This window comes from Aquariibacter albus (genome assembly GCF_014145335.1).
Taxonomy (GTDB): domain Bacteria; phylum Pseudomonadota; class Gammaproteobacteria; order Burkholderiales; family Burkholderiaceae_C; genus Aquariibacter; species Aquariibacter albus.
The window spans coordinates 861,292-888,269 of sequence record NZ_JACIVI010000001.1 but is presented as its reverse complement, the minus strand read 5'-3'; the positions used below and the strand labels follow the sequence as shown (position 1 = coordinate 888,269).

24 protein-coding genes are annotated in these 26,978 nt (G+C 72.5%); 15 read left to right on the top strand and 9 right to left on the bottom strand.

The annotated features are described in order from the left end of the window. The first annotated feature begins 2 nt into the window (after positions 1–2). Complete coding sequence (locus H4F90_RS03990) at positions 3–2,066, top strand: M3 family metallopeptidase (RefSeq protein ID WP_182661678.1); 2,064 nt, start codon at positions 3–5, stop codon at positions 2,064–2,066. Positions 2,067–2,114: 48 nt separating this feature from the next. Here H4F90_RS03990 and rpiA read toward each other — a convergent pair whose 3' ends face one another. Next, positions 2,115–2,783 carry a ribose-5-phosphate isomerase RpiA gene (gene rpiA, locus H4F90_RS03985; protein ID WP_182661676.1) on the bottom strand — a complete coding sequence of 223 codons (669 nt, stop codon included), beginning with the start codon at positions 2,781–2,783 and terminating at the stop codon, positions 2,115–2,117. Between the two features lie 90 nt (positions 2,784–2,873). On the opposite strand from rpiA, the gene H4F90_RS03980 reads away from it, so the two are divergent. Beyond that, the gene (locus H4F90_RS03980; RefSeq protein ID WP_182661674.1) at positions 2,874–3,917 is read left to right on the top strand and encodes a quinone-dependent dihydroorotate dehydrogenase; all 1,044 of its coding nucleotides are present in this window, start codon (positions 2,874–2,876) and stop codon (positions 3,915–3,917) included. On the opposite strand, the gene H4F90_RS03975 is transcribed toward H4F90_RS03980, so the two are convergent. After that, positions 3,860–4,468 (bottom strand): lytic transglycosylase domain-containing protein, encoded by a 609-nt coding sequence (locus H4F90_RS03975; RefSeq protein WP_182661673.1) that lies wholly within the window; start codon positions 4,466–4,468, stop codon positions 3,860–3,862. The genes H4F90_RS03980 and H4F90_RS03975 overlap by 58 nt on opposite strands. 149 nt (positions 4,469–4,617) lie before the next feature. On the opposite strand from H4F90_RS03975, the gene H4F90_RS03970 reads away from it, so the two are divergent. Beyond that, positions 4,618–5,568 (top strand): phytanoyl-CoA dioxygenase family protein, encoded by a 951-nt coding sequence (locus H4F90_RS03970; RefSeq protein WP_182661671.1) that lies wholly within the window; start codon positions 4,618–4,620, stop codon positions 5,566–5,568. Here H4F90_RS03970 and ettA read toward each other — a convergent pair. Further along, positions 5,550–7,214 carry an energy-dependent translational throttle protein EttA gene (gene ettA, locus H4F90_RS03965; protein ID WP_182661670.1) on the bottom strand — a complete coding sequence of 555 codons (1,665 nt, stop codon included), beginning with the start codon at positions 7,212–7,214 and terminating at the stop codon, positions 5,550–5,552. The two genes, H4F90_RS03970 and ettA, sit on opposite strands and share 19 nt — an antisense overlap. 279 nt (positions 7,215–7,493) lie before the next feature. Here ettA and H4F90_RS03960 point away from each other — a divergent pair, with 279 nt between their 5' ends. Genes H4F90_RS03960 through H4F90_RS03950 form a run of 3 tightly spaced genes read left to right on the top strand, consistent with a single transcriptional unit; the run spans position 7,494 to position 10,336 of the window. Beyond that, a complete protein-coding gene (locus H4F90_RS03960) occupies positions 7,494–8,471 on the top strand; it encodes a quinoprotein dehydrogenase-associated SoxYZ-like carrier (protein WP_235971938.1) in 978 nt (325 codons plus the stop codon). Between the two features lie 4 nt (positions 8,472–8,475). After that, entirely contained in the window at positions 8,476–9,750 is a 1,275-nt protein-coding gene (gene soxC, locus H4F90_RS03955) for a sulfite dehydrogenase (protein ID WP_182661668.1), read from the top strand. Then, positions 9,737–10,336, top strand: a complete 600-nt coding sequence (locus H4F90_RS03950; protein WP_235971937.1) for a c-type cytochrome — start codon at positions 9,737–9,739, stop codon at positions 10,334–10,336. Before soxC ends, H4F90_RS03950 begins: the two co-directional genes overlap by 14 nt. 56 nt (positions 10,337–10,392) lie before the next feature. Here H4F90_RS03950 and H4F90_RS03945 read toward each other — a convergent pair whose 3' ends face one another. Beyond that, positions 10,393–11,121: a Crp/Fnr family transcriptional regulator gene (locus H4F90_RS03945; RefSeq protein ID WP_182661666.1), complete on the bottom strand. Its 729-nt coding sequence runs from the start codon at positions 11,119–11,121 to the stop codon at positions 10,393–10,395. 133 nt (positions 11,122–11,254) lie between these two features. Here H4F90_RS03945 and H4F90_RS03940 point away from each other — a divergent pair, with 133 nt between their 5' ends. From H4F90_RS03940 to H4F90_RS03925, 4 genes are all read left to right on the top strand, one after another. Beyond that, the gene (locus tag H4F90_RS03940) at positions 11,255–11,647 is read left to right on the top strand and encodes a cupin domain-containing protein (protein ID WP_220486039.1); all 393 of its coding nucleotides are present in this window, start codon (positions 11,255–11,257) and stop codon (positions 11,645–11,647) included. Between the two features lie 28 nt (positions 11,648–11,675). Beyond that, a complete protein-coding gene (locus tag H4F90_RS03935) occupies positions 11,676–12,374 on the top strand; it encodes a haloacid dehalogenase type II (protein WP_182661664.1) in 699 nt (232 codons plus the stop codon). Positions 12,375–12,585: 211 nt separating this feature from the next. Further along, a complete protein-coding gene (locus tag H4F90_RS03930; protein WP_182661662.1) occupies positions 12,586–13,971 on the top strand; it encodes a DEAD/DEAH box helicase in 1,386 nt (461 codons plus the stop codon). Between the two features lie 101 nt (positions 13,972–14,072). Further along, complete coding sequence (locus H4F90_RS03925; RefSeq protein WP_235971935.1) at positions 14,073–14,459, top strand: hypothetical protein; 387 nt, start codon at positions 14,073–14,075, stop codon at positions 14,457–14,459. 10 nt (positions 14,460–14,469) lie between these two features. Here the strand turns inward: H4F90_RS03925 and H4F90_RS03920 are convergent, their stop codons facing one another. The 4 genes from H4F90_RS03920 to H4F90_RS03905 all read right to left on the bottom strand — a co-directional run bounded on the left by H4F90_RS03920 (position 14,470) and on the right by H4F90_RS03905 (position 19,093). After that, entirely contained in the window at positions 14,470–15,432 is a 963-nt protein-coding gene (locus H4F90_RS03920) for an NAD(P)H-dependent flavin oxidoreductase (RefSeq protein ID WP_182661660.1), read from the bottom strand. A gap of 35 nt (positions 15,433–15,467) precedes the next feature. Further along, positions 15,468–17,282, bottom strand: coding sequence for an acyl-CoA dehydrogenase (locus H4F90_RS03915; protein WP_182661657.1), 1,815 nt, complete (start codon positions 17,280–17,282; stop codon positions 15,468–15,470). Positions 17,283–17,403: 121 nt separating this feature from the next. Further along, positions 17,404–18,336 carry an electron transfer flavoprotein subunit alpha/FixB family protein gene (locus H4F90_RS03910; RefSeq protein ID WP_182661654.1) on the bottom strand — a complete coding sequence of 311 codons (933 nt, stop codon included), beginning with the start codon at positions 18,334–18,336 and terminating at the stop codon, positions 17,404–17,406. Position 18,337: 1 nt separating this feature from the next. Further along, positions 18,338–19,093, bottom strand: coding sequence for an electron transfer flavoprotein subunit beta/FixA family protein (locus H4F90_RS03905; RefSeq protein WP_182661652.1), 756 nt, complete (start codon positions 19,091–19,093; stop codon positions 18,338–18,340). Between the two features lie 153 nt (positions 19,094–19,246). Between H4F90_RS03905 and murI the strand changes: the two genes are divergently transcribed. The 5 genes from murI to moeA are packed head-to-tail and all read left to right on the top strand — an operon-like array spanning position 19,247 to position 23,879. Next, complete coding sequence (gene murI, locus H4F90_RS03900) at positions 19,247–20,080, top strand: glutamate racemase (protein ID WP_182661650.1); 834 nt, start codon at positions 19,247–19,249, stop codon at positions 20,078–20,080. A gap of 55 nt (positions 20,081–20,135) precedes the next feature. After that, the gene (moaA, locus tag H4F90_RS03895; protein WP_182661648.1) at positions 20,136–21,251 is read left to right on the top strand and encodes a GTP 3',8-cyclase MoaA; all 1,116 of its coding nucleotides are present in this window, start codon (positions 20,136–20,138) and stop codon (positions 21,249–21,251) included. A 6-nt stretch (positions 21,252–21,257) separates the two neighbouring features. Continuing rightward, positions 21,258–21,911, top strand: coding sequence for a molybdenum cofactor guanylyltransferase MobA (mobA, locus tag H4F90_RS03890; protein WP_182661646.1), 654 nt, complete (start codon positions 21,258–21,260; stop codon positions 21,909–21,911). Then, a complete protein-coding gene (locus H4F90_RS03885; protein WP_182661644.1) occupies positions 21,911–22,498 on the top strand; it encodes a GNAT family N-acetyltransferase in 588 nt (195 codons plus the stop codon). The genes mobA and H4F90_RS03885 overlap by 1 nt, the downstream gene beginning before the upstream one ends. 43 nt (positions 22,499–22,541) lie before the next feature. Then, positions 22,542–23,879, top strand: coding sequence for a molybdopterin molybdotransferase MoeA (gene moeA / locus H4F90_RS03880; protein ID WP_182661642.1), 1,338 nt, complete (start codon positions 22,542–22,544; stop codon positions 23,877–23,879). Positions 23,880–23,904: 25 nt separating this feature from the next. Here moeA and H4F90_RS03875 read toward each other — a convergent pair whose 3' ends face one another. Then, a complete protein-coding gene (locus H4F90_RS03875; RefSeq protein WP_182661640.1) occupies positions 23,905–26,976 on the bottom strand; it encodes an efflux RND transporter permease subunit in 3,072 nt (1,023 codons plus the stop codon). Between the last annotated feature and the right edge of the window lie 2 nt (positions 26,977–26,978).

The window sequence follows — 26,978 nt, the reverse complement described above, 5'->3', positions numbered from 1 at the left end:
ACATGACGCACGACAACCCGCTGCTCGACACCGCCGCCCTGCCCCGCTTCGATGCCATCCGGCCCGAGCATGTCCAGCCCGCGATCGACGCGCTGCTGGCCGAGGCCCGCGCGGCGCAGGAGCGGGCCGTCGGCCCCGAGGTGCCGGCCGACTACGAGGCCCTGTCGGCGGTGCTCGACGTGGCTACTGAGCGCCTGGGTCGGGCCTGGGGCGCGGTCGGCCACCTCAACAGCGTGGCGGACACCCCCGAGCTGCGCGCGGCCTACAACGCCGCCTTGCCTGCGGTGACGGCCTTCTACACCGAGCTCGGCGCCGACGAACGCCTCTACGCCAAGTACAAGGCCGTGGCCCAGGGCCCGGCGGCGGCAGGCCTGAGCGTGCCGCGTCAGCGGGCCCTGGGCAATGCGATGCGCGACTTCGTGCTGTCCGGCGCCGAGCTGCAGGGCGAGGCCCGCGAGCGCTATGCCGCGATCCAGGCCCGCCAGGCCGAGCTGCAGCAGGCCTTCAGCGAACATGTGATGGACGCGACCGACGCCTACAGCCTGCTCGTGCCGGCCGAGCGCCTGGCCGGCGTGCCCGAGGACGTGCAGGCCGCCACCCGGGCCGCGGCCGAGGCGGCCGGCCAGGAAGGTCACAAGCTGGGCCTGCACATGCCGGTCTACATCCCGGTCATGCAGTACGCCACCGACCGCGCACTGCGCGAGCAGCTCTACCGCGCCCACGTGACGCGGGCCAGCGAGCTGGAGGCCCGGGCCACCGACGCCGCCGAGCGCGACAACGGCCCGGTGATGCGCGAGATCCTGGCCCTGCGCCAAGAAGAGGCCCGCCTGCTCGGCTACGCGAACTTTGCCGAGGTCTCCCTGGTGCCGAAGATGGCCGGCTCGCCGCAGCAGGTCATCGACTTCCTGCGCGACCTCGCCCGCCGCGCCCGCCCGCATGCCGAGCAAGACCTGGCCGAGCTGCGGGCCTTCGCCGCCCGCGAACTGGGCCTGGACACGATGGAGCCCTGGGACTTCAGCTTTGTCGCGGAGAAGCTCAAGGAGGTCCGCTACAGCTTCAGCGACCAGGAGGTGAAGCCCTATTTCACCGAGGCCAAGGTGCTGGCCGGCCTGTTCGGCATCATCGAGACGCTGTTCGAGGTCAGCATCCGCCCGGACGAGGCGCCGACCTGGCATCCCGACGTGCGCTTCTTCCGCATCGAGCGCCCGGCCCGGCAGGCGGGGGACGCTGCGCCCGAACTGGTCGGCCAGTTCTACCTCGACCCCTATGCCCGTCCCGGCAAGCGGCCCGGCGCCTGGATGGACGATGTGCGGGGCCGCTGGGCGCGGCCCGACGGCCGGCTGCAGACGCCGGTGGCGCATCTGGTCTGCAATTTCGCCGCGCCCCTTGGCGGCAAGCCAGCGCTGCTCACGCACGACGAGGTCATCACCCTCTTCCACGAGACCGGCCACGGCCTGCACCACCTGCTGACCCGCATCGAGGACCCGGGCGTGGCCGGCATCTCCGGCGTGGAATGGGATGCCGTCGAGCTGCCCAGCCAGTTCATGGAGAACTTCGCCTGGGAATGGGCCGTGCTGCAAGGCATGACCGCCCATGCCGAAACCGGTGCGCCGCTGCCGCGCGCCCTCTTCGACAAGATGCTCGCGGCCAAGAACTACCTCAGCGGCCTGATGACGCTGCGGCAGATCGAGTTCTCGCTCTTCGACATGCTGCTGCACGCCCAGCCCGGTGCCGAGGCCGATGTGCAGGGCCTGCTCGATGCCGTGCGGGCCGAGGTGTCGGTGAACCCGCCGCCGGCTTTCAACCGCTTCCAGCACAGCTTCTCGCACATCTTCGCCGGCGGCTATGCGGCGGGCTACTACAGCTACAAGTGGGCCGAGGTGCTGTCGGCCGACGCCTACGGCGCCTTCGAGGAAAGCGGCGTGCTCAACCCCGAGACGGGCCGCCGCTACCGCGAAGCCATTCTTGAGGCGGGCGGCAGCCGCCCGGCCATCGAGAGCTTCAAGGCCTTCCGCGGCCGCGAGCCGAGCATCGACGCCCTGCTGCGCCACCAGGGCATGGCCTGAATGCCGTGGCCGGCGGCCCGGGGACGGGCCCGCCGGCCGGCCGCTGCCTCAGTAGCGCAGCGTCTCCACGCCCTGCGGCGTGCCGAGCAGGCAGACGCTGGCCTTGTGGCGGGCGAAGATGCCCACGCAGACGACGCCCGGCCACTGGTTGATCTCGGCCTCCAGGGCCGCCGGGTCGGTGATGGCCAGGCCTCGCACGTCGAGGATGGGATGGCCGTTGTCGGTCGTCACGCCGGCCCGCAGCGTGGCCGTGCCGCCCAGGGCGGCGAAGCGGCGGCCGATCTGCGCGGCGGCGTGGCCGATCACCTCGACCGGCAGCGGGAAGCGGCCCAGCACCTCGACCCGCTTGCTGGCGTCGGCGATGCAGACGAAGCGATCGGCCAGATCGGCCACGATCTTCTCGCGCGTCAGCGCGGCGCCACCGCCCTTGATCATGTGGCCGCGCGGGTCGATCTCGTCGGCCCCGTCGATGTAGACGCCCAGGCGTTCCACCTCGGCCGCCTCGACCACCGCGATGCCGTGCGCGCGCAGCCGCGCGCTGCTGGCCTCGGAGCTGGACACGGCCGCCCGCACCTTGTGCTTGACGGTGGCCAGCGCGTCGATGAAGCAGTTGACGGTGGAGCCGGTGCCGACGCCGATCACGGCGCCGCCGGGTAGTTCGGGAATCTCGGCCAGCGCGGCGCGGCCCACCAGGGCCTTGAGTTCGTCGGAAGTCATGGATCTGCAGCAGGAAGAAGCCAGGGTTGCACCGAGCTTACCCGGCCGACGGCCGCGTCCGGCCCGCCGACGCTGGCCGACAATCAGTCCATGGCCCTGATTCCCTACGCCCTGACCCGCCCCTTCCTCTTCGGCCTCGACCCGGAGCATGCCCACGAACTGACGCTTGGCAGCCTCGCCCGCCTGCAGGACACGCCGGCCCGCTGCCTCTGGACCCAGGCCCGGGTGCAGGACCCGGTCACCGTTGCCGGCCTGCGCTTTCCCAACCGCATCGGCCTCGCCGCCGGCCTGGACAAGAACGGCCGCTGCATCGACGGCCTGGGCGACATGGGCTTCGGTTTCATCGAGGTCGGCACCGTCACCCCGCTCGGCCAGCCCGGCAACCCCAAGCCGCGCATGTTCCGTCTGCCCGAGCGCCAGGCCCTGATCAACCGCCTGGGCTTCAACAACGAGGGCCTGGACGCCTTCCTCGCCAACGTGCAGCGCGCCCGGCGCTTCCGCGCCGCGGGCGGCCTGCTGGGCCTGAACATCGGCAAGAACGCCGCCACGCCCATCGAGCGTGCGGTGGATGACTATCTGATCGGCCTGGCCGGCGTCTACCCGCATGCCGATTACGTGACGGTCAACATCTCCAGCCCCAACACCCAGAACCTGCGCAGCCTGCAGAGCGACGAAGCGCTCGACGGCCTGCTCGGCGCCCTGCAGGCCCGCCGCGCCGAGCTGGCCGCGCAGCATGGCCGCCAGGTGCCGATGTTCCTGAAGATCGCGCCGGACCTGGACGAGACCCAGGTCGGCGTCATCGCCGCGACGCTGAAGAAGCACGGCCTGGACGGCGTGATCGCCACCAACACCACCCTGGCCCGCGAGGCCGTGGCCGGCCTGCCGCATGCGCAGGAAGCCGGCGGCCTGTCGGGCCGGCCGGTCTTCGAGGCCAGCAACCGCGTGATCCGCCAGCTGCGCGCGGCCCTGGGCCCGGGCTTCCCCATCGTCGGCGTGGGCGGCGTGCTCAGTGGCGAGGACGCGCGGGCCAAGATCGCCGCCGGTGCGGACCTGGTGCAGCTCTACACCGGCCTGATCTACCGCGGCCCCGAGTTGGTGGCCGAGGCGGCGCGTGCGCTCGCGCGCAAGGGCTGAGCCGGCGGGGCGGACTGGCCCGGTTTCAGCAACGGCCGCCCCTCGAAGGGCCGCGTGCCCGACGGCAGCAGCTTCCAGTCGACCAGCACCTGCGCGATCTGCTGCGCATACCAGTGCTGGCGGGCCGGCGTGGCCTCGGAGTGGTAGGCGCCGACCGCCCGCCAGGTGTTGCCGTGCCGCTCGACCAGGCGGCGGTAATGCGCGGCGGCCACGCGGGCGGCAGTGCAGCCGTGCTTCAGATCGGTCGCGCCGAGGCCCTGGGCCTGCAGGCGTGGCAGGTGGATGCTGTTGATCTGAAAGGCGCCCAGATCCACCGTGCCGTTGCGGTTGCGGTGCTCGGCCGCGCTGCGGAGCCGGGATTCGTGCCAGCCGATGGCGCGCAGCACATGCCGGTTGACGCCCTCGGCCCCGGCCGCTTCGTCGATGCAGTCCGCCCGGGCCGCGGGCAGGATGGCGCCCAGGCCAGCCAGCAGCACGCCGGCGTGCAGCAGGCCGGCCCGGCCCCGGGGATCCGGACCTGGGCGGAGGCGTTCGGGCTTTCGGTGGACCATGGGCTTGAGGCGCGCATGCTGCCGCGGCCCAGGCCGAACGGCACAGGGAATCCCTCCCGACGGTCGTCCGGATTCCTCCGGGCCTGAAAGCTGCTGTCCCCTTGTCCCGTCGGACAGGATGCGCCCCCGGGGCGCCAGGGAGACACACCATGGGATTCTTCGCCAAGCTCGGCCGCTGGCGGCCGGGGGCCGGACCGCAGCATCGCGTCGCGGCCACGCCAGCCCCCCCGGGCCGCGATCCGGGCGATCGTTCCGGACTGCTGGCGCACTGGCGGGCCGAGGGCCATGTCGTGCTGCCGGGCTTCTATGCACCGCAGGCCCTCGACGCCATCGAAGCCGGTGTGCAGGCCGCTTGGGCCCGGCGTGTGCCGCGCATCGTCGTCGACGACCTGGTCACCGGGCAGCGCCTGCGGCTGGCCGACGTGAGCGAGTCGGACCGCCTGGCCCATCGCTTCAAGACCAACGACCTCTACCTCGAGGACGCCGGCGTGCGCGGCCTGGCGCTCAATGCGCGCATCACGCCGCTGCTGCGCGCGCTGCTCGGCCAGGGCCCCGTGCTGTGCAACTCGCTGAACTTCCAGCAGGGCAGCGCGCAGGCCGAGCATGTCGACACGCTCTACATGACCCCGCGCACGCCCGACCACCTGATCGCAATCTGGGTGGCGCTCGAGGATGTGCACCCCGATGCCGGGCCGCTCTTCTTCCTGCCGGGCAGCCACCGCATCCCGGCTCTGACGTTCTCGAACGGCAGCCGCCACGGGGTGCCCGCGGAGATGGACGACTGGTCGGCCCGCATGGCCGCCGAGGTGGCGGCCCGCGGCCTGCGCCGCGAGACCTTCCTGGCCCGCAAGGGCGACGTCTTCGTCTGGCACGCCCACCTGCTGCATGGCGGGAGCCCGATCCGGGATCCGCAGCGCAGCCGCAAGAGCGTGGTCTTCCACTACCTGTCGGAACCAGACTGCCGGGCCGCCGGTGCCGAGCTGATTCCGCAGGCCGGCGGCCACTGGCTGTACCGCGCCCACCAGCCGGTGCCGGGCGCCGCGGCCGCCGAATGGCCGGAGCGCCCCGACCGGCCGAAGGATCAGGCCAGGGCCTTGTAGCGCACCCGCTTCGGCCGAGCGCCTTCCTGGCCCAGGCGGCGCAGCTTGTCGGCCTCGTACTCCTGGTAGTTGCCGTCGTAGAAGTACCACTTGGAATCGCCCTCGCACGCCAGGATGTGGGTGCAGATGCGGTCCAGGAACCAGCGGTCGTGGGAGATGACCATGGCCGAGCCGGCGAACTCCAGCAGCGCGTCTTCCAGGGCGCGCAGGGTTTCGACGTCGAGGTCGTTCGACGGTTCGTCGAGCATCAGCACATTGCCGCCCTGGGCCAGGGTCTTGGCCAGGTGCAGGCGGCCGCGTTCGCCGCCGGAGAGGTTGCCGACCAGCTTCTGCTGGTCGTTGCCCTTGAAGTTGAAGCGGCCGATGTAGGCGCGGCTGGGCATGACGAACTTGCCGACCACGATGTTGTCCAGCCCGCCGGAGACGTCTTCCCACACCGTCTTGTCGCCGGCCAGGCCTTCGCGGCTCTGGTCGACGAAGGCGAGCTTGGCGGTCTGGCCGATCTTGACCTCGCCGGCATCGGGCTGCTCGACGCCCTGGATCATGCGGAACAGCGTGGACTTGCCCGCGCCGTTGGGGCCGATGATGCCGACGATGGCGCCGGCCGGGATCTTGAAGCTCAGGTCGTCGATCAGCACGCGGTCGCCGAAGCTCTTGCTGACGTTGACGAACTCGATCACCTCATTGCCCAGGCGCTCGGCCACGGGGATGAAGATCTCGTTGGTCTCGTTGCGCTTCTGGTACTCGACGTCGCTCAGTTCCTCGAAGCGGGCCAGACGCGCCTTGCTCTTGGCCTGGCGGCCCTTGGCGTTCTTGCGCACCCATTCCAGCTCGGCCTTCATGGCCTTGGCATGGGCTTCCTCCTGCTTCTGCTCCTGTTCGAGGCGCTTCTGCTTCTGGTCCAGCCACTCGGTGTAGTTGCCCTTCCAGGGAATGCCGCGGCCGCGGTCCAGCTCCAGGATCCACTCGGCGGCGTTGTCGAGGAAGTAGCGGTCGTGGGTGATGGCCACCACGGTGCCGCCGAAGCGCTTGAGGAACTGCTCCAGCCATTCGACCGATTCGGCGTCCAGGTGGTTGGTGGGTTCGTCGAGCAGCAGCATGTCGGGCTGGCTCAGCAGCAGGCGGCACAGGGCCACGCGGCGCTTCTCGCCGCCGGAGAGCTTGCCGATCACCGCATCCCAGGGCGGCAGGCGCAGGGCGTCGGCGGCCAGTTCGAGCTGCAGGTCGGTGTTCTCGCTGCCGGCCGCGGCGATGATGGCTTCGAGCTCGGCCTGCTCGGCGGCGAGGGCGTCGAAGTCGGCATCCTCCTCGGCGTAGGCGGCATAGACCTCGTCGAGGCGCTTCTTGGCGGCCAGCACGCCGCCGATGCCTTCCTCGACCGCCTGGCGCACGGTCTGCTCGGCATCGAGCTGGGGCTCCTGCGGCAGGTAGCCGATCTTCAGGCCGGCCATGGGAATGGCTTCGCCCTCGATCTCCTTGTCGAGGCCGGCCATGATCTTCAGCAGCGTGGACTTGCCCGAGCCGTTCAGGCCGAGCACGCCGATCTTGGCGCCGGGGAAGAAGGACAGGGACACGTCCTTCAGGATCTGGCGTTTGGGGGGAACCGTCTTGGAGACACGGTTCATCGAGAACACATACTGGGCCATCGGGGATCTCGGCTGACGCCCGGCCGGCGGGGCCGGCGGGCGGGGGACACGGAGCATGCAGCGCGGCCCGGGACCGGGCACGCCTCGGGCCGGATTGTCGCCGCTGCGGCGGACGGCCCGGCCCGGGGGCCGCGAGCCCGGGCCGGACCCGGGCTTACCCGCGCTTGGTGACCCCATCACTGTCCCGAAACTTCGCAGCGCGCAAGATGGATCCTGTTTGATCGACAGAGGTCGGGCGGCCCATGCCGACCCAGCCCCGACCCCGCGAAGGAGACCCCCATGAACACCCCTGTGAAGACTTTGCGTCGCCTGCCCTTGGCCCTCGCCCTGATGCTGGGCCTGGGGGCTGCGCAGGCTGCCGACAAGCCCCCGCTCGGCCCGGCCACAGGCGCCCTGCCCGCCGCACCGACCACCGCCCCCGACACCCCCAGCGGCCCGCGCGTGGCCACCGCCGAGGCGCACGAGAACGAACGCTGGCTCGCGATCCGCGAGGGTCTGTTCGGCCAGCGGCCGATCCAGAACCTGCTGGAGGCCAAGGCCCCCGCCGATGCCGTGGTGGCGCTGGACGTGCCGATCCGTGCCGCCGACGCCTCGGTCGTGCCCATGACCATCCGCACCCTGCCGCAGCAGACGGCCGGGCGCTACGTGAAGAAGGTCTGGCTGGTGATCGACCGCAACCCCTCGCCGGTCGGTGCGGTCTTCACCCTGACGCCCCAGGCCGGCCGGGCCGAGCTGGCCACCCGGGTACGGGTCGAGGAATACACCCATGTCCGCGCCATCGCCGAGCTGAACGACGGCAGCCTGTACATGCACACCCGCTTCCTGAAGGCCTCGGGCGGCTGCTCGGCCGCGCCGGGCGGCGACCTGGCCGCGGCCAAGGCCACCCTCGGCCGCTTCAAGGTGAGGCTTGATCCGGTCCCCGACGCCGCCGGACTGGTCGCCGCCCAGCTCAGCATCAGCCACCCCAATGTGTCCGGCCTGGCCATCGACCAGCTCACCCGCCTGGCCCCGCCGCCGCACTTCGTGCGCCAGGTGGAGGTCAGCTTCGACGGCAAGCCGGTGGTGACCGCCGATGTCGACTTCACCCTCAGCGAGAACCCCTACCTGAAGTTCCACTTCAAGGCGAGCGGCGCCGGCGACCTGAAGGTCACCGTGCGTGACACCGAAGACGGCCGCTACGAGCAGACCCTGGCCCTGGGCCCCGGCGGCCAGCCGGTGGCTGCGGCAGCCGGCGCCGCCACCACTGCCGCGCGCTGAGCCGGTGGGCGCGCCCCGTTTCGACGGCCCGGGTTTCCGCACGCTCAACGGCCTGCTGCCCCGCCGCGCCCTGCTGCGCGGGGGCCTGCTGCTGGCCTCGGCGCCGGCCGCCCTGGCCCAGGGGCCTGGCGAGGCGGGCGAGGACCTGCCGCCCTGGATGCGGAGCCCCGGCGCCGGCTTCAGCGTCTACGGCCAGCCCGGCCCCCAGGCCCAGCGGGTCCTGCGCCGGCCCGGCGCCAACCGCGCCGCGCCCGGCAATGGCGTGGCCTGGACGCCGCTGGAGCAACTGGAAGGCTTCCTCACCCCCAGCGGCCTGCATTTCGAACGCCACCACAACGGCGTGCCGGCCATCGACCCGGCCGTGCACACCCTGCGCATCGACGGCGCCGTACGCCGGCCGCTGGATTGGCGCCTGGCCGATCTGCTGCGCTACCCGCAGCGCTCGCACCTGGGCTTCATCGAATGCGGCGGCAACAGCAATGCCGGCTGGAACGAGGAGCCCATCCAGCGCCCGGTCGGCAGCTTCCATGGCCTGATCTCGACCAGCGAATGGACGGGGGTGCCGCTGCGCCTGCTGCTGGACGAGGCCGGCGTCGACGCCCAGGCCACGCCCTGGGTGATCGCCGAGGGCGCCGACGCCTTCGCCATGCAGGCCAGCCTGCCCCTGGCCAAGCTGCGCGCCGACGGCCTGCTGGCCCTGTGGCAGAACGGCGAGCCGATCCGGCCCGAGCAGGGCTACCCCATGCGCCTGATCCTGCCGGGCTGGGAGGGCGTGACCCAGGTCAAGTGGCTGCGCCGGCTCACGCTCAGCGCCGAGCCGCTCATGGCCCGCAACGAGACCAGCAAGTACACCGAGCTGCAGCCCGACGGCCGCGCTCGCCAGTTCACCTGGGCGATCGGCGTGAAAAGCCTGCTGACCACGCCTTCGCACGGCCAGCGCCTGGACGCGCGTGGCACCTACCAGCTCAGCGGCCTGGCCTGGAGCGGCGCGGGCCGCATCCGCAAGGTCGAGGTCTCGGCCGACGGCGGGCGGCGCTGGGCCGAGGCCGCGCTCGACGGCCCGGTGCTGCCGCGCTGCACCACCCGCTTCCGCGCCGCCTGGCGCTGGGATGGCCAGCCCGCCGTGCTGCAAAGCCGCGCCACCGACGAGACCGGCGCGGTCCAGCCCAGCCGCGCCGCCCTGCTCGCCGCCCGCGGCCGGAACGGCTACTTCCACTACCACGCCATCGTGTCCTGGGGCGTGGACGAAGAAGGGGCGGTGCGCCATGTCTACGTCTGAGATGCGTTCGCGGGCGGCGGCCTGGCGCGCTGCAGCCCTGGCCCTGCTGCTCACCGCCTGCGCCGGCGCCGGGCCGGCGCCCTCGGCGGTGCCCGCAGCGCTGGCCGCCGAGCTGGCGCCGCCGCGGCTCGGCCGTCCGGTGCCAGCCGAGGCCCTGGCCCGCGGCGACCGCCACGTCTTTCCCGACGGCCGCGGCCTGCCGGCCGGCCGCGGCAGCGTGGCGCAGGGCGCCGTGCTCTACCAGGCGCAGTGCGCGGCCTGCCACGGGGTGGACGGCCGCGGGCTGACGGCCGAGGAACTGGTCGGCGGCGTCGGCAGCCTGGCCAGCGCCGAGCCGGAAAAGACCGTCGGCAGCTACTGGCCGCATGCCAGCACCCTGTTCGATTTCATCCGCCGCGCGATGCCCCTGCATGCCCCGGGCAGCCTGAAGGCCGACGAGGTCTACGCGCTCAGCGCCTGGCTGCTGCATGCCAACGGCATCCTGCCCGCCGAGGCCGTGCTGGACGCGGCCTCGCTGGCGGCGGTCCGCATGCCCAACCGGGCGGGCTTCGTGGCGGTCGACGATCCGCGCCGGCCGCCGCCCTGAAGGGGACGGCCCGAGACCCCGGACCGAGGCGCGGTCGGCCCTGCGGGCCGCTGGCCTCAGGCCGCCGGCCGCTCCCCGTCGCCCAGCGCGCGCAGCGCGTTCTCATCGAGCAGTTCGATGCGGCTGCGGCCCAGGCGCAGCCAGCCCTTGCGCTCCATCTCCTTGAGCACCCGGCTCACGGCCTCGCGGGCGCTGCCCAGTTCCTGCGCAAGCTGCTGGTGGGTGCGCTCCACCCGTGGCGGACCGCCGCCCTCGCCCGGCTCGCTCAGGGCGAGCAGGCGCTGGGCCAGGCGCTCGTCGAGGCGGCTGAACATCAGGTCGTCCATCAGCAGGATGAGATCGCCCAGCAAATTGCCGTAGTTCGCGATGACGAAGCGCCGGAAACCTTCGCTGTCGAGCATCAGGGCCTGGAAGGTGGCCGGCGGGATCACCGCCTCCAGCACCGCCGACTCGGCCACGCCCTCGGCCGGAAAGGCGGCCTGGCCCAGCAGGCAGGAGGTGGTGAGCACGCAGGTCTCGCCCGGCCCGACGCGGTAGAGCACGACCTCGCGGCCCGAGGGTGCCGTCTTCTGGACCCGGGTGACACCGGCCAGGCGCAGCACATAGCCGCGGGCCAGTGCCCCCTGGAGATAGGCCCGTTCGCCGGCCTGCATGCGGGCGAAGACGGCATCCCGCCGCAGCCGCTCGCGGACGGGAGCGTCCAGCGCGAACAGGGCCGGAAACTGGACGAGCCAGTCGGCGGGCAGGGCCGGGAGGGCGGTCGGAGACGGCGGAGGGGTCGGCATCGGAGCCTCGGGGTGACGGCAAAGGGCGCGCCGCTTGTACGTGCCCGACCGGGCCGGCACAAGGCGGGGAATCCTGCGGCCTGGCCTGCATCCTGCGAAGACACCGACGCCCTGCCCTGGCCCGGAGTCCGCCATGCCCGCCTTCGCCACGCTGTGCCTGCCCGAGGCGCCGACCGTGATCGCCCCCGACGGCTCGACCGTCCGCGTGCTGCTCAGCCTGGCCGGCGGCAGCATGGCCCACTTCACCCTGCGGCCGGGCCAGGTGGCGGCCGCCGTCTGCCACCGCAGCGTGGAGGAGCTCTGGTGGATCCTCGAAGGACGCGGCACCATGTGGCGGCGCCAGGACGGCCGGGAGGGCTTCACCGAGCTGCGGCCCGGTGTCTGCCTGAGCCTGCCGGTCGGCACGGACTTTCAGTTCCGGGCCGATCCGCAGCAGGGCCTGAGCGCCGTCGCCGTCACCCTGCCGCCCTGGCCCGGGCCGGACGAAGCCCGGCAAGTGTCCGGGCCCTGGGTCGCCTCCCCCTGAACCGCGCCGCAACGGCGCCGCCTTCGCCATGTCCCCGCACCCGCAGATCCTCGCCTTCGACGTGTTCGGCACGGTCGTTGACTGGCACGGCAGCATCGTCCGCGAGCTCGCAGCCCTGGCCCCGGCGGTGGATGGCCCGGCCTTCGCCCGCGCCTGGCGGGCCGGCTACCAGCCAGCCATGCAAAGGGTGCGCAGCGGCGAGCGGGGCTGGGTGGCGCTCGACACCCTGCACCGCGAGATCCTCGACGGTCTGCTGCCGCGCTTCGGCCTGCAGGGCCTGGACGAGGCCGCGCGCGTGCAGCTCAACGGCGTCTGGCACCGGCTCGACCCCTGGCCCGAGGTGCGTGCCGGCCTGCTGCGCCTGCGCGCCGGACACACGCTCTGCACGCTGTCCAACGGCAATCTGGGCCTGCTGATCGATCTGGCCCGGCATGGCGAGCTGCCCTGGCATGGCGTGCTGTCGGCCGAGGTCTTCCGGGCCTACAAGCCCGATCCGCGCACCTACCGGGGCGTGGCCGAGCTCTTCGGCCTGCCGCCGCAGGCGGTGATGCTGGTGGCGGCGCACGAGGACGACCTGGCCGCTGCCCGGGCCTGCGGCCTGCAGACCGCCTACATCGAGCGCCCGCACGAGTTCGGCGCCGACGCGCCCAAACCCGTGCAGGGCTCGCCCGAGGACACGCTGCATGCCCGGGATCTGCTGCAGCTGGCCGATCTGCTCGGCGCCTGATCCCCGGCCCTTGCCCGCAGGCCGGAAAACAAGCGATTCAAGCTGCTTGACCTAGGGGTTTCCCGCATACACTTGGCAGCAACGCGCCCCGCCCCAGTCCGGGCCCCGCGGTCGGTTCCCGACACCCCTCTGCCTGTCCTGCCGCGACTGGCGCCCGTCTCTCCGACGTGGCTGCGGCCGGACCCGACGCCCCCCGAGGCGCACCCCCCACATGTCCTTCCAAGAACTGGGTCTCGCCGAGCCCCTGCTCCAAGCCATTCGCGATTCCGGCTACGAGACCCCGACCCCGATCCAGAAGCAGGCCATCCCCATGGTCCTGGCCGGTGGCGACCTGCTGGCCGGCGCCCAGACCGGCACCGGCAAGACCGCCGGCTTCACCCTGCCGCTGCTGCACATGCTCGCGGCCGGCGCGCCGGTCAAGAACCGCAACGGCCGTCCGGCCATCCGCGCCCTGATCCTCACCCCCACCCGCGAGCTGGCGGCCCAGGTCGAGGAAAGCGTGCGCACCTACGGCAAGTACCTGTCGCTGACCAGCATGGTCATGTTCGGCGGCGTGGGCATGCAGCCTCAGGTCGACAAGCTCAAGCGCGGCGTCGACATCCTGGTGGCCACCCCCGGCCGCCTGCTCGACCACCACCAGCAGGGCACGCTGGACCTGAGCCAGGTCCAGTTCTTCGTGCTGGACGAGGCCGACCGCATGCTGGACATGGGCTTCGTGCACGACATCAAGAAGGTGCTGGCCATCGTGCCGAAGCAGAAGCAGAGCCTGCTCTTCTCGGCCACCTTCAGCGACGACATCAAGGCCCTGGCCGATCGCCTGCTGAATGCACCCAAGGTGATCGAAGTCGCCCGCCGCAACACCACGGCCGAGACGATTGCCCAGAAGATCCACCCGGTCGACCGCGAGCGCAAGAAGGAGCTGCTGGCCCACCTCATCAAGGGCCAGGACTGGCACCAGGTGCTGGTCTTCTGCCGCATGAAGCATGGCGCCAACCGCCTGACCGAGTACCTCAACGGCGTGGGCATCAGCGCCATGGCCATCCACGGCAACAAGAGCCAGGGCGCACGCACCAAGGCCCTGGCCGAGTTCAAGACCGGCGAGCTGACCTGCCTGGTGGCCACCGACATCGCCGCCCGCGGCATCGACATCGACCAGCTGCCCCACGTCGTCAACTACGAGCTGCCGAACGTGCCGGAAGACTATGTGCACCGCATCGGCCGCACCGGCCGGGCCGGGGCGCAGGGCGAGGCCATCTCCCTGGTCTGCGTCGACGAAAGCGGCTTCCTGGCCGACATCGAGAAGCTGACCAAGCAGCGCATCCCGCGTGAGGTGGTGCCGGGCTTCGAGCCCGATCCGAATGCCCGGCCCGAGCCGATCCAGATCGGCCGCCGCACCCTCAATGGCGCACGCGGCGCCGGCGGTGGCGGCGGGGGGGGTGGCCGGGGCGGCGCCCCTTCGGGCCGCGGCGCGGCACCGGGCGGCGCGGGCCGGCCTGGTGGCGGCGGGCGACCGGGTGGCGGAGGCGGCCGACCGGCCGGTGGCGGGGGCCGTGGTGGCCCGGCTGCGGGCGGCGGTGGCCGTCCGCGCGGCCGCTGAGGCTGCGCAAGCCTTGTTCGGTCCCGCGCGGGCCCGTCCTCGATCCCCGGGGACGGGCCCGCGTCGCTTCGGAGCACCGCGCCATGCGGCATGCTGCGCCCATGCCCGCGAACCGGACACCACAATGCCCTGAGCCGCCACAGCGCCTGCTGTGGCTGGCTGTCGAGCCGGGCGCGCCGGCCAAGCCGGCCGAGGGCGAACCCTGCAATGGCTGCGGCCTGTGCTGCCTGGCCGAGCCCTGCCCGATCGGCCGCCTGCTGAGCCGGCGCCGCCACGACGCCTGCGTCGCGCTGCGCTGGGATGGGGCCGCAGGCCACTACCGCTGCGGCGTCCTGACCCGCTTCCGCCACCGGCTGTGGCGACGGCTGGTCGGCCGCTGGATCGCGGCCGGGGCCGGCTGCGATGCGGCCTTCGAGCTGCCGGATCCGGCCGGCTGGCCGCCGGATCAATCGGCCGGGCCGCCGAGCGAGCCGCCTCGGGCGGCTTGATCGTTCCGGCTCAGGCCGGGGCCAGGCCCAGCCGGCTGCGGGCCGCGGCGTACTCGGTGGACCAGCGCGCGACGCGCTCGGCCACCGGCACGATGGCATCGACCGGCGCCACGCCCTGGCCGCAGCCCCAGATGTCCTTCCAGGCCTTGGCCGCCCCGGCGCTGGCGATGTTCATCACCTCGGTGGCCTTGGGCAGTTGCTCCGGATCCAGCCCGGCGTTGCGGACCGAGGCCTTCAGGTAGTTGCCGGGGATGCCGGTGAAGAGGTCGCTGTAGACGATTTCGTCGCTGTTGGCCTCGACGACGGCCTGCTTCTGCGCCTCGGAGGCCCGCGCTTCCTGCGTCGCGATGAAGGGGGAGCCGATGTAGGCGAAATCCGCGCCCATGGCCTGGGCGGCCAGGATGGCATCGCCGCTGGCGATGCAGCCGCTCAGCGCCAGCGGGCCGTCGAACCACTGGCGGATCTCCTGCACCAGGGCGAAGGGGCTCTTGGTGCCGGCATGGCCGCCGGCCCCGGCGGCCACGGCGATCAGGCCGTCGGCGCCCTTCTCGATGGCCTTGTGCGCATGGGTGTTGTTGATGATGTCGTGCAGCACCACGCCGCCCCAGCTGTGCACGCCCTGGTTGACCTCGGGCCGCGCGCCGAGGCTGCTGATGACCAGGGGCACGCGGTACTTCGCGCAGACGTGCATGTCGGCTTCCAGCCGGTCGTTGCTCTTGTGCACGATCTGGTTGATCGCATAGGGCGCGGCAGGCTGCTCGGGATGCGCCCGGTCCCAGGCGGCGAGGCCCTCGGTGATCTCGGCCAGCCAGTCGTCGAGCTGGCTGGCCGGCCGCGCATTGAGCGCCGGCATGGAGCCGACGATGCCGGCCGTGCACTGGGCGATCACGAGCTGCGGCACGCTGATGATGAAGAGCGGTGCGCCGATGACGGGCAGGCGCAGCTTCTGGAAGACGGGGGGCAAGGCAGTCATCGGGGGGCTCCGGGGTCAGAAGGGGCGCGGGGAGGTCAGAGCGCCTCGGGCGCCAGGGCCAGCACGCTGTCGGCGCCGTCCAGCAGGCAGTCGGCCAGGCCGGGCACGCGGGTCAGCAGGTGCTCGGCGAAGAAGCGCGCGCTGGCGAGCTTGGCCTGGTGGAAGTCGGCGTCCTCGCCGGCGGCCAGCGCGTCCTCGGCGGCGATCAGGCCGCGCGCCATCTCGACACCCGCGGCCAGGTAGCCGGCCAGCATCAGGAAGGGCACCGAGCCGGCGAAGACCGGGTTCGGCCGGGCCCTGGCCTCGGCCAGCACGAAGGCGACGCCGGCCTCGAAGCTCGCCTGGGCCGCACGCAGCCGGCGGGCCATCGAGGCGGCGGCGGGGCCGGGCCGGGCGGCCAGGGTCTCGGCCAGCGCGGCGGCCTCGGCGGCCAGGGCGCGGGCCTGGGCGCCGCCGTCGCGCAGGGTCTTGCGGCCGATCAGGTCATTGGCCTGGATGGCCGTCGTGCCCTCGTAGATGGTCAGGATGCGGGCATCGCGCAGGTGCTGGGCGGCGCCGGTCTCCTCGATGTAGCCCATGCCGCCATGTACCTGCACGCCGAGGCTGGTGACCTCCTGCGCGACCTCCGTGCACCAGCCCTTGACCAGGGGCACCAGGAATTCATAGCGCGCCTGCGCAGCGCTGCGGGCCGCCGCCTCGGGATGGTGGTGGGCGGCGTCGAAGGCACCGGCCGCGGCCATGGCCAGGGCCCGGCCGCCCTCGGTCAGCGCCCGCTGGGTCATCAGCATGCGGCGCACGTCGGGGTGGTGGACCAGGGGCGCCGCGCCGGGCAGCGAGCCGTCGACCGGCCGGCTCTGGACGCGGTCGCGGGCGTAGGCGCTGGCGCGCTGCAGCGCACGCTCGGCCACCGCCACGCCCTGCACGCCGACGGCGTAGCGGGCGGCATTCATCATCACGAACATGTGCTCCAGGCCGCGGTTGAGCGTGCCGAGCAGTTCGCCGACCGCGCCGGTGCCGCCCAGGGCCGGGTCGCCCCGGCCGTCGCCGAACTGCAGCACCGCCGTCGGGCTGCCGTGGATGCCGAGCTTGTGCTCCAGGCTCGCGCAGTACACATCGTTGCGCAGCCCCGGGCGGCCGTCGGGCCCGACCAGGAACTTCGGCACCAGGAAGAGGCTGAGGCCCTTGACGCCCTCGGGCGCGCCCGGCACCCGCGCCAGCACCAGATGGACGATGTTCTCAGCCACGTCGTGCTCGCCCCAGGTGATGAAGATCTTGCTGCCGAAGAGCCGGTAGCGGCCATCGGCCTGCGGCTCGGCACGGCTGCGCACCAGGCTGAGATCGCTGCCGGCCTGCGGCTCGGTCAGGTTCATGGTGCCGGTCCAGCGGCCGGCGGCCAGCGGCGGGATCCAGGCCGCCTGCTGCGCGGGCGTGCCGGCGACCATCAAGGCCTCGATGGCCCCATCGCTCAGCAGCGGGCACAGGGCGAAGGCCAGGTTGGCGCTGTTGAGGATCTCGCTGCACGCCGAGCCCAGGGTCTTGGGCAGGCCCTGGCCGCCGTGGGCCTGGGGATGCTGCAAGCCCTGCCAGCCGCCCTCGGCGAACTGGCGGTAGGCCTCGGCGAAGCCCGGCGAGGTGCTGACCCGGCCGGCTTCCACCCGCGCCGGATGCTGGTCGCCGGTCCAGTTCAGCGGGGCGATCACGCCCTCGTTGAAGCGGGCACATTCCTCCAGCACCGCCTGGGCGGTGTCGAGGTCGGCATCCTCGTGGCCGGACCAGCCGGCGCGGCGGTCGAGCCCGGCGTTCACGCGCATCGCGAACATCAGGTCCTTGAGGGGGGCGCGGTAGCTCATGCGGGTCTCCTGGGCGGCGCTTCGGGGCGCTCGGGTGCACGGTGGGGTCGAAAAAAAGGCACCGCGACGCGGCTGGGGATCAACCGCGTCAGGGCGCCTTCGGGGCGTCGGGAGCCGGGGTTCAGAGCTTGCCGATCAGCTCCGGCACGGCCTCGAACAGATCCGCCTCCAGGCCGTAGTCGGCCACGCTGAAGATGGGGGCCTCGGGGTCCTTGTTGATCGCGACGATCACCTTCGAATCCTTCATGCCCGCCAGATGCTGGATCGCGCCGCTGATGCCGCAGGCGATGTAGAGGCTGGGCGCGACGATCTTGCCGGTCTGCCCGACCTGCCAGTCGTTGGGCGCGTAGCCCGCATCCACCGCCGCGCGGCTGGCGCCCAGGGCGGCACCCAGCTTGTCGGCCAGCGGCGTGAGCACCTGGTCGAACTTCTCGCTGCTGCCCAGCGCGCGGCCGCCGCTGACGATGATCTTGGCCGCCGTCAGCTCGGGCCGGTCGCTCTTGGTCAGCTCGCGGCCGAGGAAGCGGCTGCGCGCGCTGGGGGCGACGGCCGCCACGGTCTCGAGGGCCGCGCTGCCGCCTTCGGCCGGCGCGGCGTCGAAGCCGGTGGCGCGCACGGTCAGCACGAGCTTGGCATCGGCGCACTGCACGGTGGCCAGGGCATTGCCGGCGTAGATGGGGCGCTCGAAGGTGTCGGGGCCGATCACGCGGGTGATGTCGCTGATCTGCGCCACATCCAGCCTGGCCGCCACGCGCGGCGCGGCGTTCTTGCCGCTGGCCGTGGCCGGGAAGACGAGGTGGCGGTAGGCGCCGGCCAGGGCCAGCACCTGTTCAGCCAGGGGCTCGGCCAGGGCTTCGGCATGGGCCGGGCCCTCGGCCAGGATGACCTTGGCCACGCCCGCGATCCTGGCTGCGGCCTGCGCGGCAGCCTGGGCGTTCTGCCCGGCGACCAGCACGTGGACTTCGCCGCCGAGCTGCGCGGCCGCCGCGACGGTGTTCAGGGTGGCGGCCTTGAGGCTGCCGTGATCGTGTTCGGCAATGACGAGGGCGCTCATCTCAGATCACCTTGGCTTCGTTCTTGAGCTTGTCGACCAGGGCGGCCACGTCGGCCACCTTGATGCCCGCCGCGCGCTTGGGCGGCTCCTGCACGGTGAGGGTCTTGACGCGCGGGGCCGCGTCGACGCCCAGGGCCGCCGGGTTCAGCGTCTCCAGCGGCTTCTTCTTGGCCTTCATGATGTTGGGCAGGGTGACGTAGCGCGGCTCGTTGAGGCGCAGGTCGGTGGTGATGACGGCCGGCAGGGCCAGCGCCAGGGTCTCCAGGCCGCCGTCCACCTCGCGGGTGACGGTGGCGGTGTCGGCGCTGAGCTCGACCTTGCTGGCGAAGGTGGCCTGCGGCCAGTCCAGCAGCGCAGCGAGCATCTGGCCGGTCTGGTTGCAGTCGTCGTCGATGGCCTGCTTGCCCAGCACGACGAGCTGCGCGCCTTCCTTGTCGACCAGGGCCTTGAGCAGCTTGGCCACGGCCAGGGGCTGCAGCTCCAGCTCGGCCGGGGTCTCGACCAGGATGGCGCGGTCCGCGCCGATGGCCATGGCCGTGCGCAGGGTCTCCTGGCAGGCGGCGACGCCGCAGGAGACCGCCACCACCTCGGTGACCGCACCCTTCTCCTTGAGCCGCACGGCCTCCTCGACGGCAATCTCGTCGAAGGGGTTCATGCTCATCTTCACATTGGCAATGTCCACGCCGCTGCCATCGCTCTTGGCACGGACCTTGACGTTGTAGTCGACCACCCGCTTGACGGGGACCAGAACCTTCATCGAACGAACTCCAGAGGGAAAAGGGACGGGCCGCATTCTAGGAAGCGGGTCATGCGCGTCCGGCATGAGCCCGGATCAACGCCTAAAAAAGCACGATCGTTCGATTCTAGCCGACACCCGGGGGACCGTGGCTAGACTCCCCCCCGCAAAACCATGGAATGCCCTGACCTGTCCCTTCCGCCGAAGCCTCCGCGCATCGGCGTCTTCGATTCCGGCCTGGGTGGCGTCTCGGTGCTGCGCGCGCTCCGTGCGGCGCGGCCCGACGCCGACCTGATCTATGCGGCCGACTCGGGCCACGCCCCCTATGGGGAGCGGGACGCGGGCCATGTGCTGGCCCGCTCGGAAGTCCTGACCGAGCACCTGCTGGCCGAGGGCGCCGAGCTGCTGGTGATTGCCTGCAACACCGCCACGGCGGTGGCCGCGGCCGCGCTGCGCGCACGCCATCCCGATCTGGGCATCGTCGGGGTCGAGCCGGGCCTGAAGCCGGCCCTGGCCGCGAGCCCCGGCGGCCGGATCGGCGTGATGGCCACCCAGGCCACGCTGGGCAGCCCGAAGTTCCGGCGCCTCCTCGACGAGCTGCTGGCCGGCGCGCCCGCAGGCACCCGCATCCACCTGCAGGCCTGTCCGGGCCTGGCCGCAGCCATCGAGGCGGGCGAACCCGACAGCCCGGCCGTGCGCGCCGCGGTGGCGCCCCACGCGGCCGCGCTGCGGGCACACGGCGTCGACACCGTGGTGCTGGGTTGCACGCACTACCCCTTCGCGGCCGGCCCGATCGCCGAGGCCCTGGGACCCGGCGTGCGCTTGATCGACACAGCCGAGGCCGTGGCCCGCCAGGCCAGCCGGCGGATCGGTGCACGGCCACCGGCCGATGCAGGTGCGTCGGGCGGGCTCGCGCTGTGGACCAGCGGAGTGCCCGACACCCTGGCCCGCTTTGTTGCCCGAGGCCTGGGTTTGCCCGCCTTGCCGGTGAGGCGCCTGCCCCGGTGAGCCTTTGGGGGGACATGCGGGAAAGTCGCCGGAGCGCACGGCACAATCCCCTGAAATGGCTGAACGAAGCATTCCCCTGGTCGACTGGCGGCAGACGCGCCCCACGCTGCGCCTGCCCGATGTGCCGGTGCCCGCCACCGGCCTGCTGGGCGACCGGCTCGGCCGGCCGCTGCGCGACCTGCGGATCTCGGTGACCGACCGCTGCAACTTCCGCTGCAGCTACTGCATGCCGAAGGAAGTCTTCGACAAGCACCACGCCTTCCTGCCGCAGCGCGAGCTGCTGAGCTTCGAGGAGATCACCCGGCTGGCGCGGATCTTCCTGGCCCATGGGGTGCGCAAGATCCGCCTGACCGGCGGCGAACCGCTGCTGCGCAAGGGGCTCGAGACGCTGATCGCCCAGTTGGCCGCGCTGCGTACCGTCGACGGCGAAGCGCCCGACCTGACGCTGACGACCAATGCCTCGCTGCTGGCCCGCAAGGCCCAGGCCCTGAAGGACGCCGGCCTGCAGCGCGTCACCGTCAGCCTGGACGGCCTGGACGACGCGACCTTCCGCCGCATGAACGACGTGGACTTCCCGGTCGCCGACGTGCTGGCCGGCATCGAGGCCGCCCGCGCGGCGGGCCTGGCGCCGATCAAGGTCAACATGGTCGTCAAGCGCGGTACCAACGAGCAGGAGATCCTGCCGATGGTGCGGCACTTCCGCGGCACGGGCGTCTCGCTGCGCTTCATCGAGTACATGGACGTCGGCGCGACCAACGGCTGGAAGATGGACGAGGTGCTGCCCTCGGCCGAGGTGCGTGCACGGATCGCCGCCGAGTTCCCGCTGCAGCCGCTCGGAGCCAGTCAGCCCGGCGAGACCGCCGAGCGCTGGGCCCATGCCGATGGTGCGGGCGAGATCGGCTTCATCTCCAGCGTCACCCAGGCCTTCTGCGGCGACTGCAACCGCGCCCGCCTGTCGACCGAAGGCCAGCTCTACCTCTGCCTCTTCGCCAGCCAGGGCCACGACCTGCGCGGCCTGCTGCGCCAGGGGGCGAGCGACGCCGAGCTGGCCAGCGCCATCGGCGCCGTCTGGCAGGCCCGTGACGACCGCTATTCCGAGCGGCGCAGCGAGGGCGGCATCGTGCCGACCGACGGCCCGCGCCGCGTCGAGATGAGCTACATCGGAGGCTGAGCCCGCATGACCCTGCCCCCCCTGCCGCGCGAAGCACTGACCGGACTGGTCCTGGCCGGCGGACGCGGCAGCCGCATGGGCGGGGTCGACAAGGGCTTGCAGAGCTGGCGCGGCCTGCCGCTGGCCCTGCAGGCGCTGATGCGGCTGACGCCCCAGGTCGGCGAGCTGATGGTCAATGCCAACCGCAACCTCTCGGCCTACGAGAGCTTCGGGGTGCCGGTCTGGCCCGATCCGGTGATCCCGGGGGCCGGCGAGTTCCCCGGCCCGCTCGCTGGTTTCCTGGCGGGCCTGGAGCGCTGCGAGACCGACTGGCTGCTGGCCGTGCCCTGCGACACGCCGAACTTCCCCGAGGACCTGGCCGAGCGGCTGGGCGCGGCGGCGCAGGCAGCCGGTGCGCCGATCGCCCTGCCCCGCGCGCAGGATGCCGACGGCGTCTGGCGCAGCCAGCCAGCCTTCTGCCTGGTCCGCGCCGACCGCATGGAAAGCCTGCTGCGCTTCCTGCAGGCGGGCGGCCGCAAGATCGACCGCTGGACCGAGGCTGAAGGCGCGGTCCTGGTCGACTTTCCGGAGGCTTCGGCCTTCGACAACCTGAACACCCTCGCGGAGCTGCAGGCGGCCCAAGGCCGACCTTCCGCGACGGCCGACGGAGGCATGCGCTGATGCGACACGAGACCCTGGCCCCCTCGCAAGCCCCCGGCGCCCTGCCGCGCTGCAGCGTGCGCCGGCTCGGCCCGGCGGATCTCGCGGCCTACAAGACCCTGCGCGACCAGGCCCTGCGCCTGCATCCCGACGCCTTCACCGCCGACGCGGAAAGCGAGTCGCGCCGCGACCCGGAAAGCTACCTCGGCCGCCTCGGCCTCTGCGATCCCCTGGGGGGCACCGCCCTGTTCGGCGCCTTCGTCAGCGGCCCGGCGGGCGGCGAGCAGCTGGTCGGCTCGGTCGGCCTGGAACGCGAGACCCGCGGCAAGCTGCGCCACACCGCCACCGTGATCGGACTGATCGTGCTGCCGGGCCACACCGGCCTCGGCCTGGGCCGGCAGCTGGTCGAGCGGGTGCTCGACGAAGCCCGCCGCGCGCCCGCCCTGGAAATGCTGACCATCTCCGTCAGCGCGCACAGCGAACGCGTGCTGCGCCTCTACGAACGCGCCGGCTTCCGCCGCTACGGCCTGCTGCCGCGCGCGCTGCGCCTGGCCAAGCCCGGCGGCGTGCAGTACGTCGACAAGGTGCAGATGCTGCTGATGCTCTGAACCCCGGCCGGGCGCCCCGCCCCGGCCTGACTGGATCCCGCCCATGAGCGCCCTGCCCCCCGATCTCGAAGACCGCCCGCCGCTGCCGCCGGCCCTGGCCGCCATCGCCTCCTGCGTGAACGGCTACGACCCCTCGGCCCTGCCGGTGGCCGCCGCACAGGACTTCATCGCCCGCTTCGTGCCGACCCTGGCCGAAGGCGGCGCCATCGAACGCCTGGCCCTGCGCGCCTGCCTGGGCCGGGTCCTGGCCGAGGACCAGATCAGCCGCATCGACGTGCCGGCCCATGACAACTCGGCCATGGACGGCTACGCCCTGCGCGGGGCCGAGCTGGCGGCCGCAGGCGAGACCCGGCTGCGCGTCGTCGGCAAGGGCCTGGCCGGCGCGGCCTTCCAGGGCGCGGACGTGCCGCCCGGGGCCTGCGTGAAGATCACCACCGGCGCGGTCATGCCCGCCGGCCTGGACACCGTCGTGCCGCAGGAGTTCTGCCGCCTCGAGGGCGAGCAGGTCAGCGTGCCGGCCGGCGTCGTCCGCCCCGGCGACAACCGCCGCCTGCGCGGCGAGGACCTGGCCTGCGGCGAGGCCGCGATGCGCGCCGGCCGCCTGCTCAGCCCCTCGGACCTCGGCCTGGCGGCCTCGCTCGGCCTGGCCGAGCTGCCGGTGCGCCGCCGCCTGCGGGTGGCCTTCTTCTCGACCGGCGACGAGCTGCGCTCGATCGGCGAGCCGCTTGAGGCCGGCTGCGTCTACGACAGCAACCGCTACACCCTGCACGGCATGCTCAGCCGCCTGGGCGTGGAACTGCTCGATCTCGGCGTCGTGCGCGACGAACCCGCTGCGCTGGAAGCCGCCTTCCGCAGCGCCGCGGCCAGTGCCGATGCGGTGATCACCTCCGGCGGGGTCAGCGTCGGCGAGGCCGACCACACCAAGCAGGTCATGGCCCGGCTCGGCGAAGTGGCCTTCTGGCGCATCGCCATGCGCCCCGGCCGGCCGATGGCCTTCGGCCGCATCGGCGCCGGCCCGCAGGGCCCGGGTGCCGTGCTCTTCGGCCTGCCCGGCAATCCGGTGGCCGTCATGGTCACCTTCTACGCCTTCGTGCGCGACGCGCTGCTGCGCATGGCCGGCGCCCGCCCGCAGCCCCTGCCCACGCTGCGCGTGCGCAGCCTGGAGACGCTGCGCAAGAAGCCCGGCCGCACCGAGTACCAGCGCGTGAGCCTGCAACAGGCCGCCGACGGCGTGTGGGACATGCGGCTGACCGGCGCCCAGGGCTCGGGCATCCTGCGCTCGATGTCCGAAGCCCAGGGCCTGGCCGTGCTCGGCCACGAACAGGGCACGGTGCAGCCCGGTGACTGGGTCGAGGTGCTGCCCTTCCACGCCCTGATCTGAGCGGCCGCCTAGCGGGCGGCGACGCTCAGGCGGGTGCCGGTCCGGGCTCGGTGCGCGGCCCCGGCGTGCTGCGCCGGGCCAGCAGGGTGTAGACGGTGGGGACGACGAAGATCGTCAGCAGCGTGCCCAGGGACATGCCGCCGACGATGACCCAGCCGATCTGCTGGCGGCTTTCCGCGCCGGCTCCGCTGGCCAGGGCCAGGGGGATGGCGCCCAGCACCATCGCGCCCGTCGTCATCAGGATGGGGCGCAGGCGCAGGGCGGCGGCCTCGGCCACCGCGTCCTGCACGCTGCGGCCCTGCTGGCGCAACTGGTTCGCGAACTCGACGATCAGGATGCCGTGCTTGGTGATCAGGCCGACCAGGGTGATCAGTCCGATCTGCGAATAGACGTTCAGCGTGCCGCCGGTGAGCTGCAACGCGGCCAGCGCACCGACCATGGACAGCGGCACCGAGATCAGGATGACCAGCGGATCGACGAAGCTCTCGAACTGTGCCGCCAGCACCAGGAAGATGAAGGCCAGGGCCAGCACGAAGACGAGGCCGAGTGCACCGCTGGAGGTGCGGAACTCCCGCGAAATGCCGTTGAGCTGCAGGGCGTAGCCCTCGGGCAGGGCGCGCGCGGCGGCCGACTCGATGAAGTCCAGTGCCTCGCCGAGGGCGGTGCCGGGTGCGAGATTCGCGGTGATCGTGACCGAGCGGCGCTGGTTGAAGTGGTTCAGCTCGCGGGGGGCGACGTTCTCCTCCACCTGCACCAGGGCCGAGAGCGGCACCATGGTGTCGCCGCGGCCGCGCACATAGAGGCGGTCGATGTCCTGCGGCCGGCTGCGATCGCCGGCTTCGGTCTGGACCATCACGTCGTACTGCTCGGCACCGCGCTTGTAGCGGGTGACCTCGCGGCCGCCGAGCATGGTCTCCAGCGTGCGCGCGACCGCATCGACGGCGACGCCCGCGTCGGCGGCGCGCTCGCGGTCCACCCGCAGACGCAGCTCGGGCTTGTTCAGCCGCAGGTCGGTGTCGGGCTGGACGATGCCGGGGAAATTGGCCATCTCGGCCAGCAGGGCCTGGGCGGCCTGGCCCATGCCTTCGTAGCTGTCGGAGCTGACCAGCACCACGTTGACCGGCCGCTCGCGCAGGCTCTGGCCCAGCGAGGGCGGCGTGACCGGGAAGGCACTGACCCCGGGGAGGGCCTCGAAGCGGGGCCGCAGCGCCTCGGCCAAGGCCGGGGTCTTGCGCGTGCGCTCGGTCCAGTCGACGGTGCGCAGCACGGCGATGCCGCGCTCGACCGTCGGGTTGCCGGCCACGACGAAGATGCGGTCGAACTCGGGGAAGTCGCCGCTCTCGCGCACGATGCCGTCGATGGCCTCCAGGTAGCGCTGGGTGAAGGCCAGGGTCGCGCCGTCCGGCGCGCTGACATTGGTGAAGATCGCGCCGCGGTCCTCGATGGGCGCGAGCTCGCTCTTCATGCCGCGGAACAGCAGGGCCGCCGTGGCGGCGGAGACCAGCATCACCACCAGCACCAGCGCGCGGTGGCGCAGGCTCCAGACCAGCGTGCGGCGGTAGCCGTGGGTCAGGCCGCCGAGCAGGCCCTCCATGAAGCGGTCGAAGCGGCCGGGCCGGGCTTCGTGGCGGAGCAGCTTGCTCGACATCATCGGGCTCAGCGTCAGCGCGACGAAGCCCGAGACGACGACCGCGCCGGCCAGCGTCAGCGCGAACTCGGCGAACAGCCGCCCGGTGCGGCCCGGCGTGAAGGCCAGGGGCGCGTAGACGGCGGCCAGGGTCAGTGTCATCGCGACGACGGCGAAGCCGATCTCGCGCCCGCCCTTGATCGCGGCCTGGAAGGGGCTGAGGCCGGCCTCGATGTGGCGGTGGATGTTCTCCATCACCACGATCGCGTCGTCGACCACCAGACCGATGGCGAGCACCAGGGCCAGCAGGGTCAGGGTGTTGACGGTGAAGCCGGCCAGCGCGATCAGCGCAAAGGCCCCGACCAGGCTGACCGGGATGGTGACCAGCGGGATCAGCGAAGCCCGCAAGGAGCGCAGGAAGACGAAGACCACCAGGGCGACCAGCAGCACCGCCTCGCCCAGGGTCTGGTAGACGGAGCGCACGGCACGGTCGATGAACTCGGTGCTGTCATTGGCCACCTGCACCTTCAGGCCCGGCGGCAGCTCGGCCTGCAACTGCGGCAGCAGCGCGCGCACGCCGGCCGCCACCTCCAGCGGGTTGGCGGTGGCGTTGCGGATGATGCCGGTGGCGATGGCCGGCACGCCGTTGAGCCGAACAGCCGAGCGTTCGCTCTCGGCCGCCTCCTCCAGCCGGGCCACGTCGCGCAGGCGCACGGTGTGGCCCTGCACCTGGCGCAGCGCGATCTGCGCGAAGCCCTCGACGGTGTTGAGGTCGGTTCTTGCGGTGACGGTGAACTCGCGCTGCTGGCTCTCGATGCGGCCGGCCGGCAGCTCCAGGTTCTGCGCGCGCAGCGCTGCCTCGACGTCCTGCACCGTCAGGCCGTGGGCCGCCAGGGCATCGGGCTGGAGCCAGATGCGGATGGCATAGAGCCGGTCGCCGTTGAGCCGCACGTCGGCCACGCCGGGCACGGTCTGCAGGCGCGGCTTGACGATGCGGGTGAGCAGCTCGGTGATCTCCAGCGGGTTCAGGCTGTCGCTGCTGAAGGCCAGCCAGACCGTGGGCGAGGCGTCGGCCTCGACCTTGGCGATGACGGGCTCGACCACCGCGTCGGGCAGCCGGGCACGCACCCGGGCCACCCGGTCGCGCACGTCGGAGGCGGCGTTGTCCGGATCCTTGGCCAGCTTGAAGCGCACCGTGATCTGGCTTTCCTCGGCCCGCGAGATCGAGCTGAGGATGTCGATGCCGTCGATGCCGGCGATCGAATCCTCCAGCGGCTTGGTGACCTGGGTCTCGATGACCTCGGAGGCCGCCCCCAGCAGCCGGGTGGTGACGGTGACGACCGGCTCGTCGATGCGCGGGTACTCGCGCAGCTGCAAGCCCCGGAAAGCCACCAGTCCCACCAGCAGGAGCAGCAGGGACAGCACGGTCGCGAAGACCGGCCGGCGGATGGAAAGCTCGGCGATCTGCATGG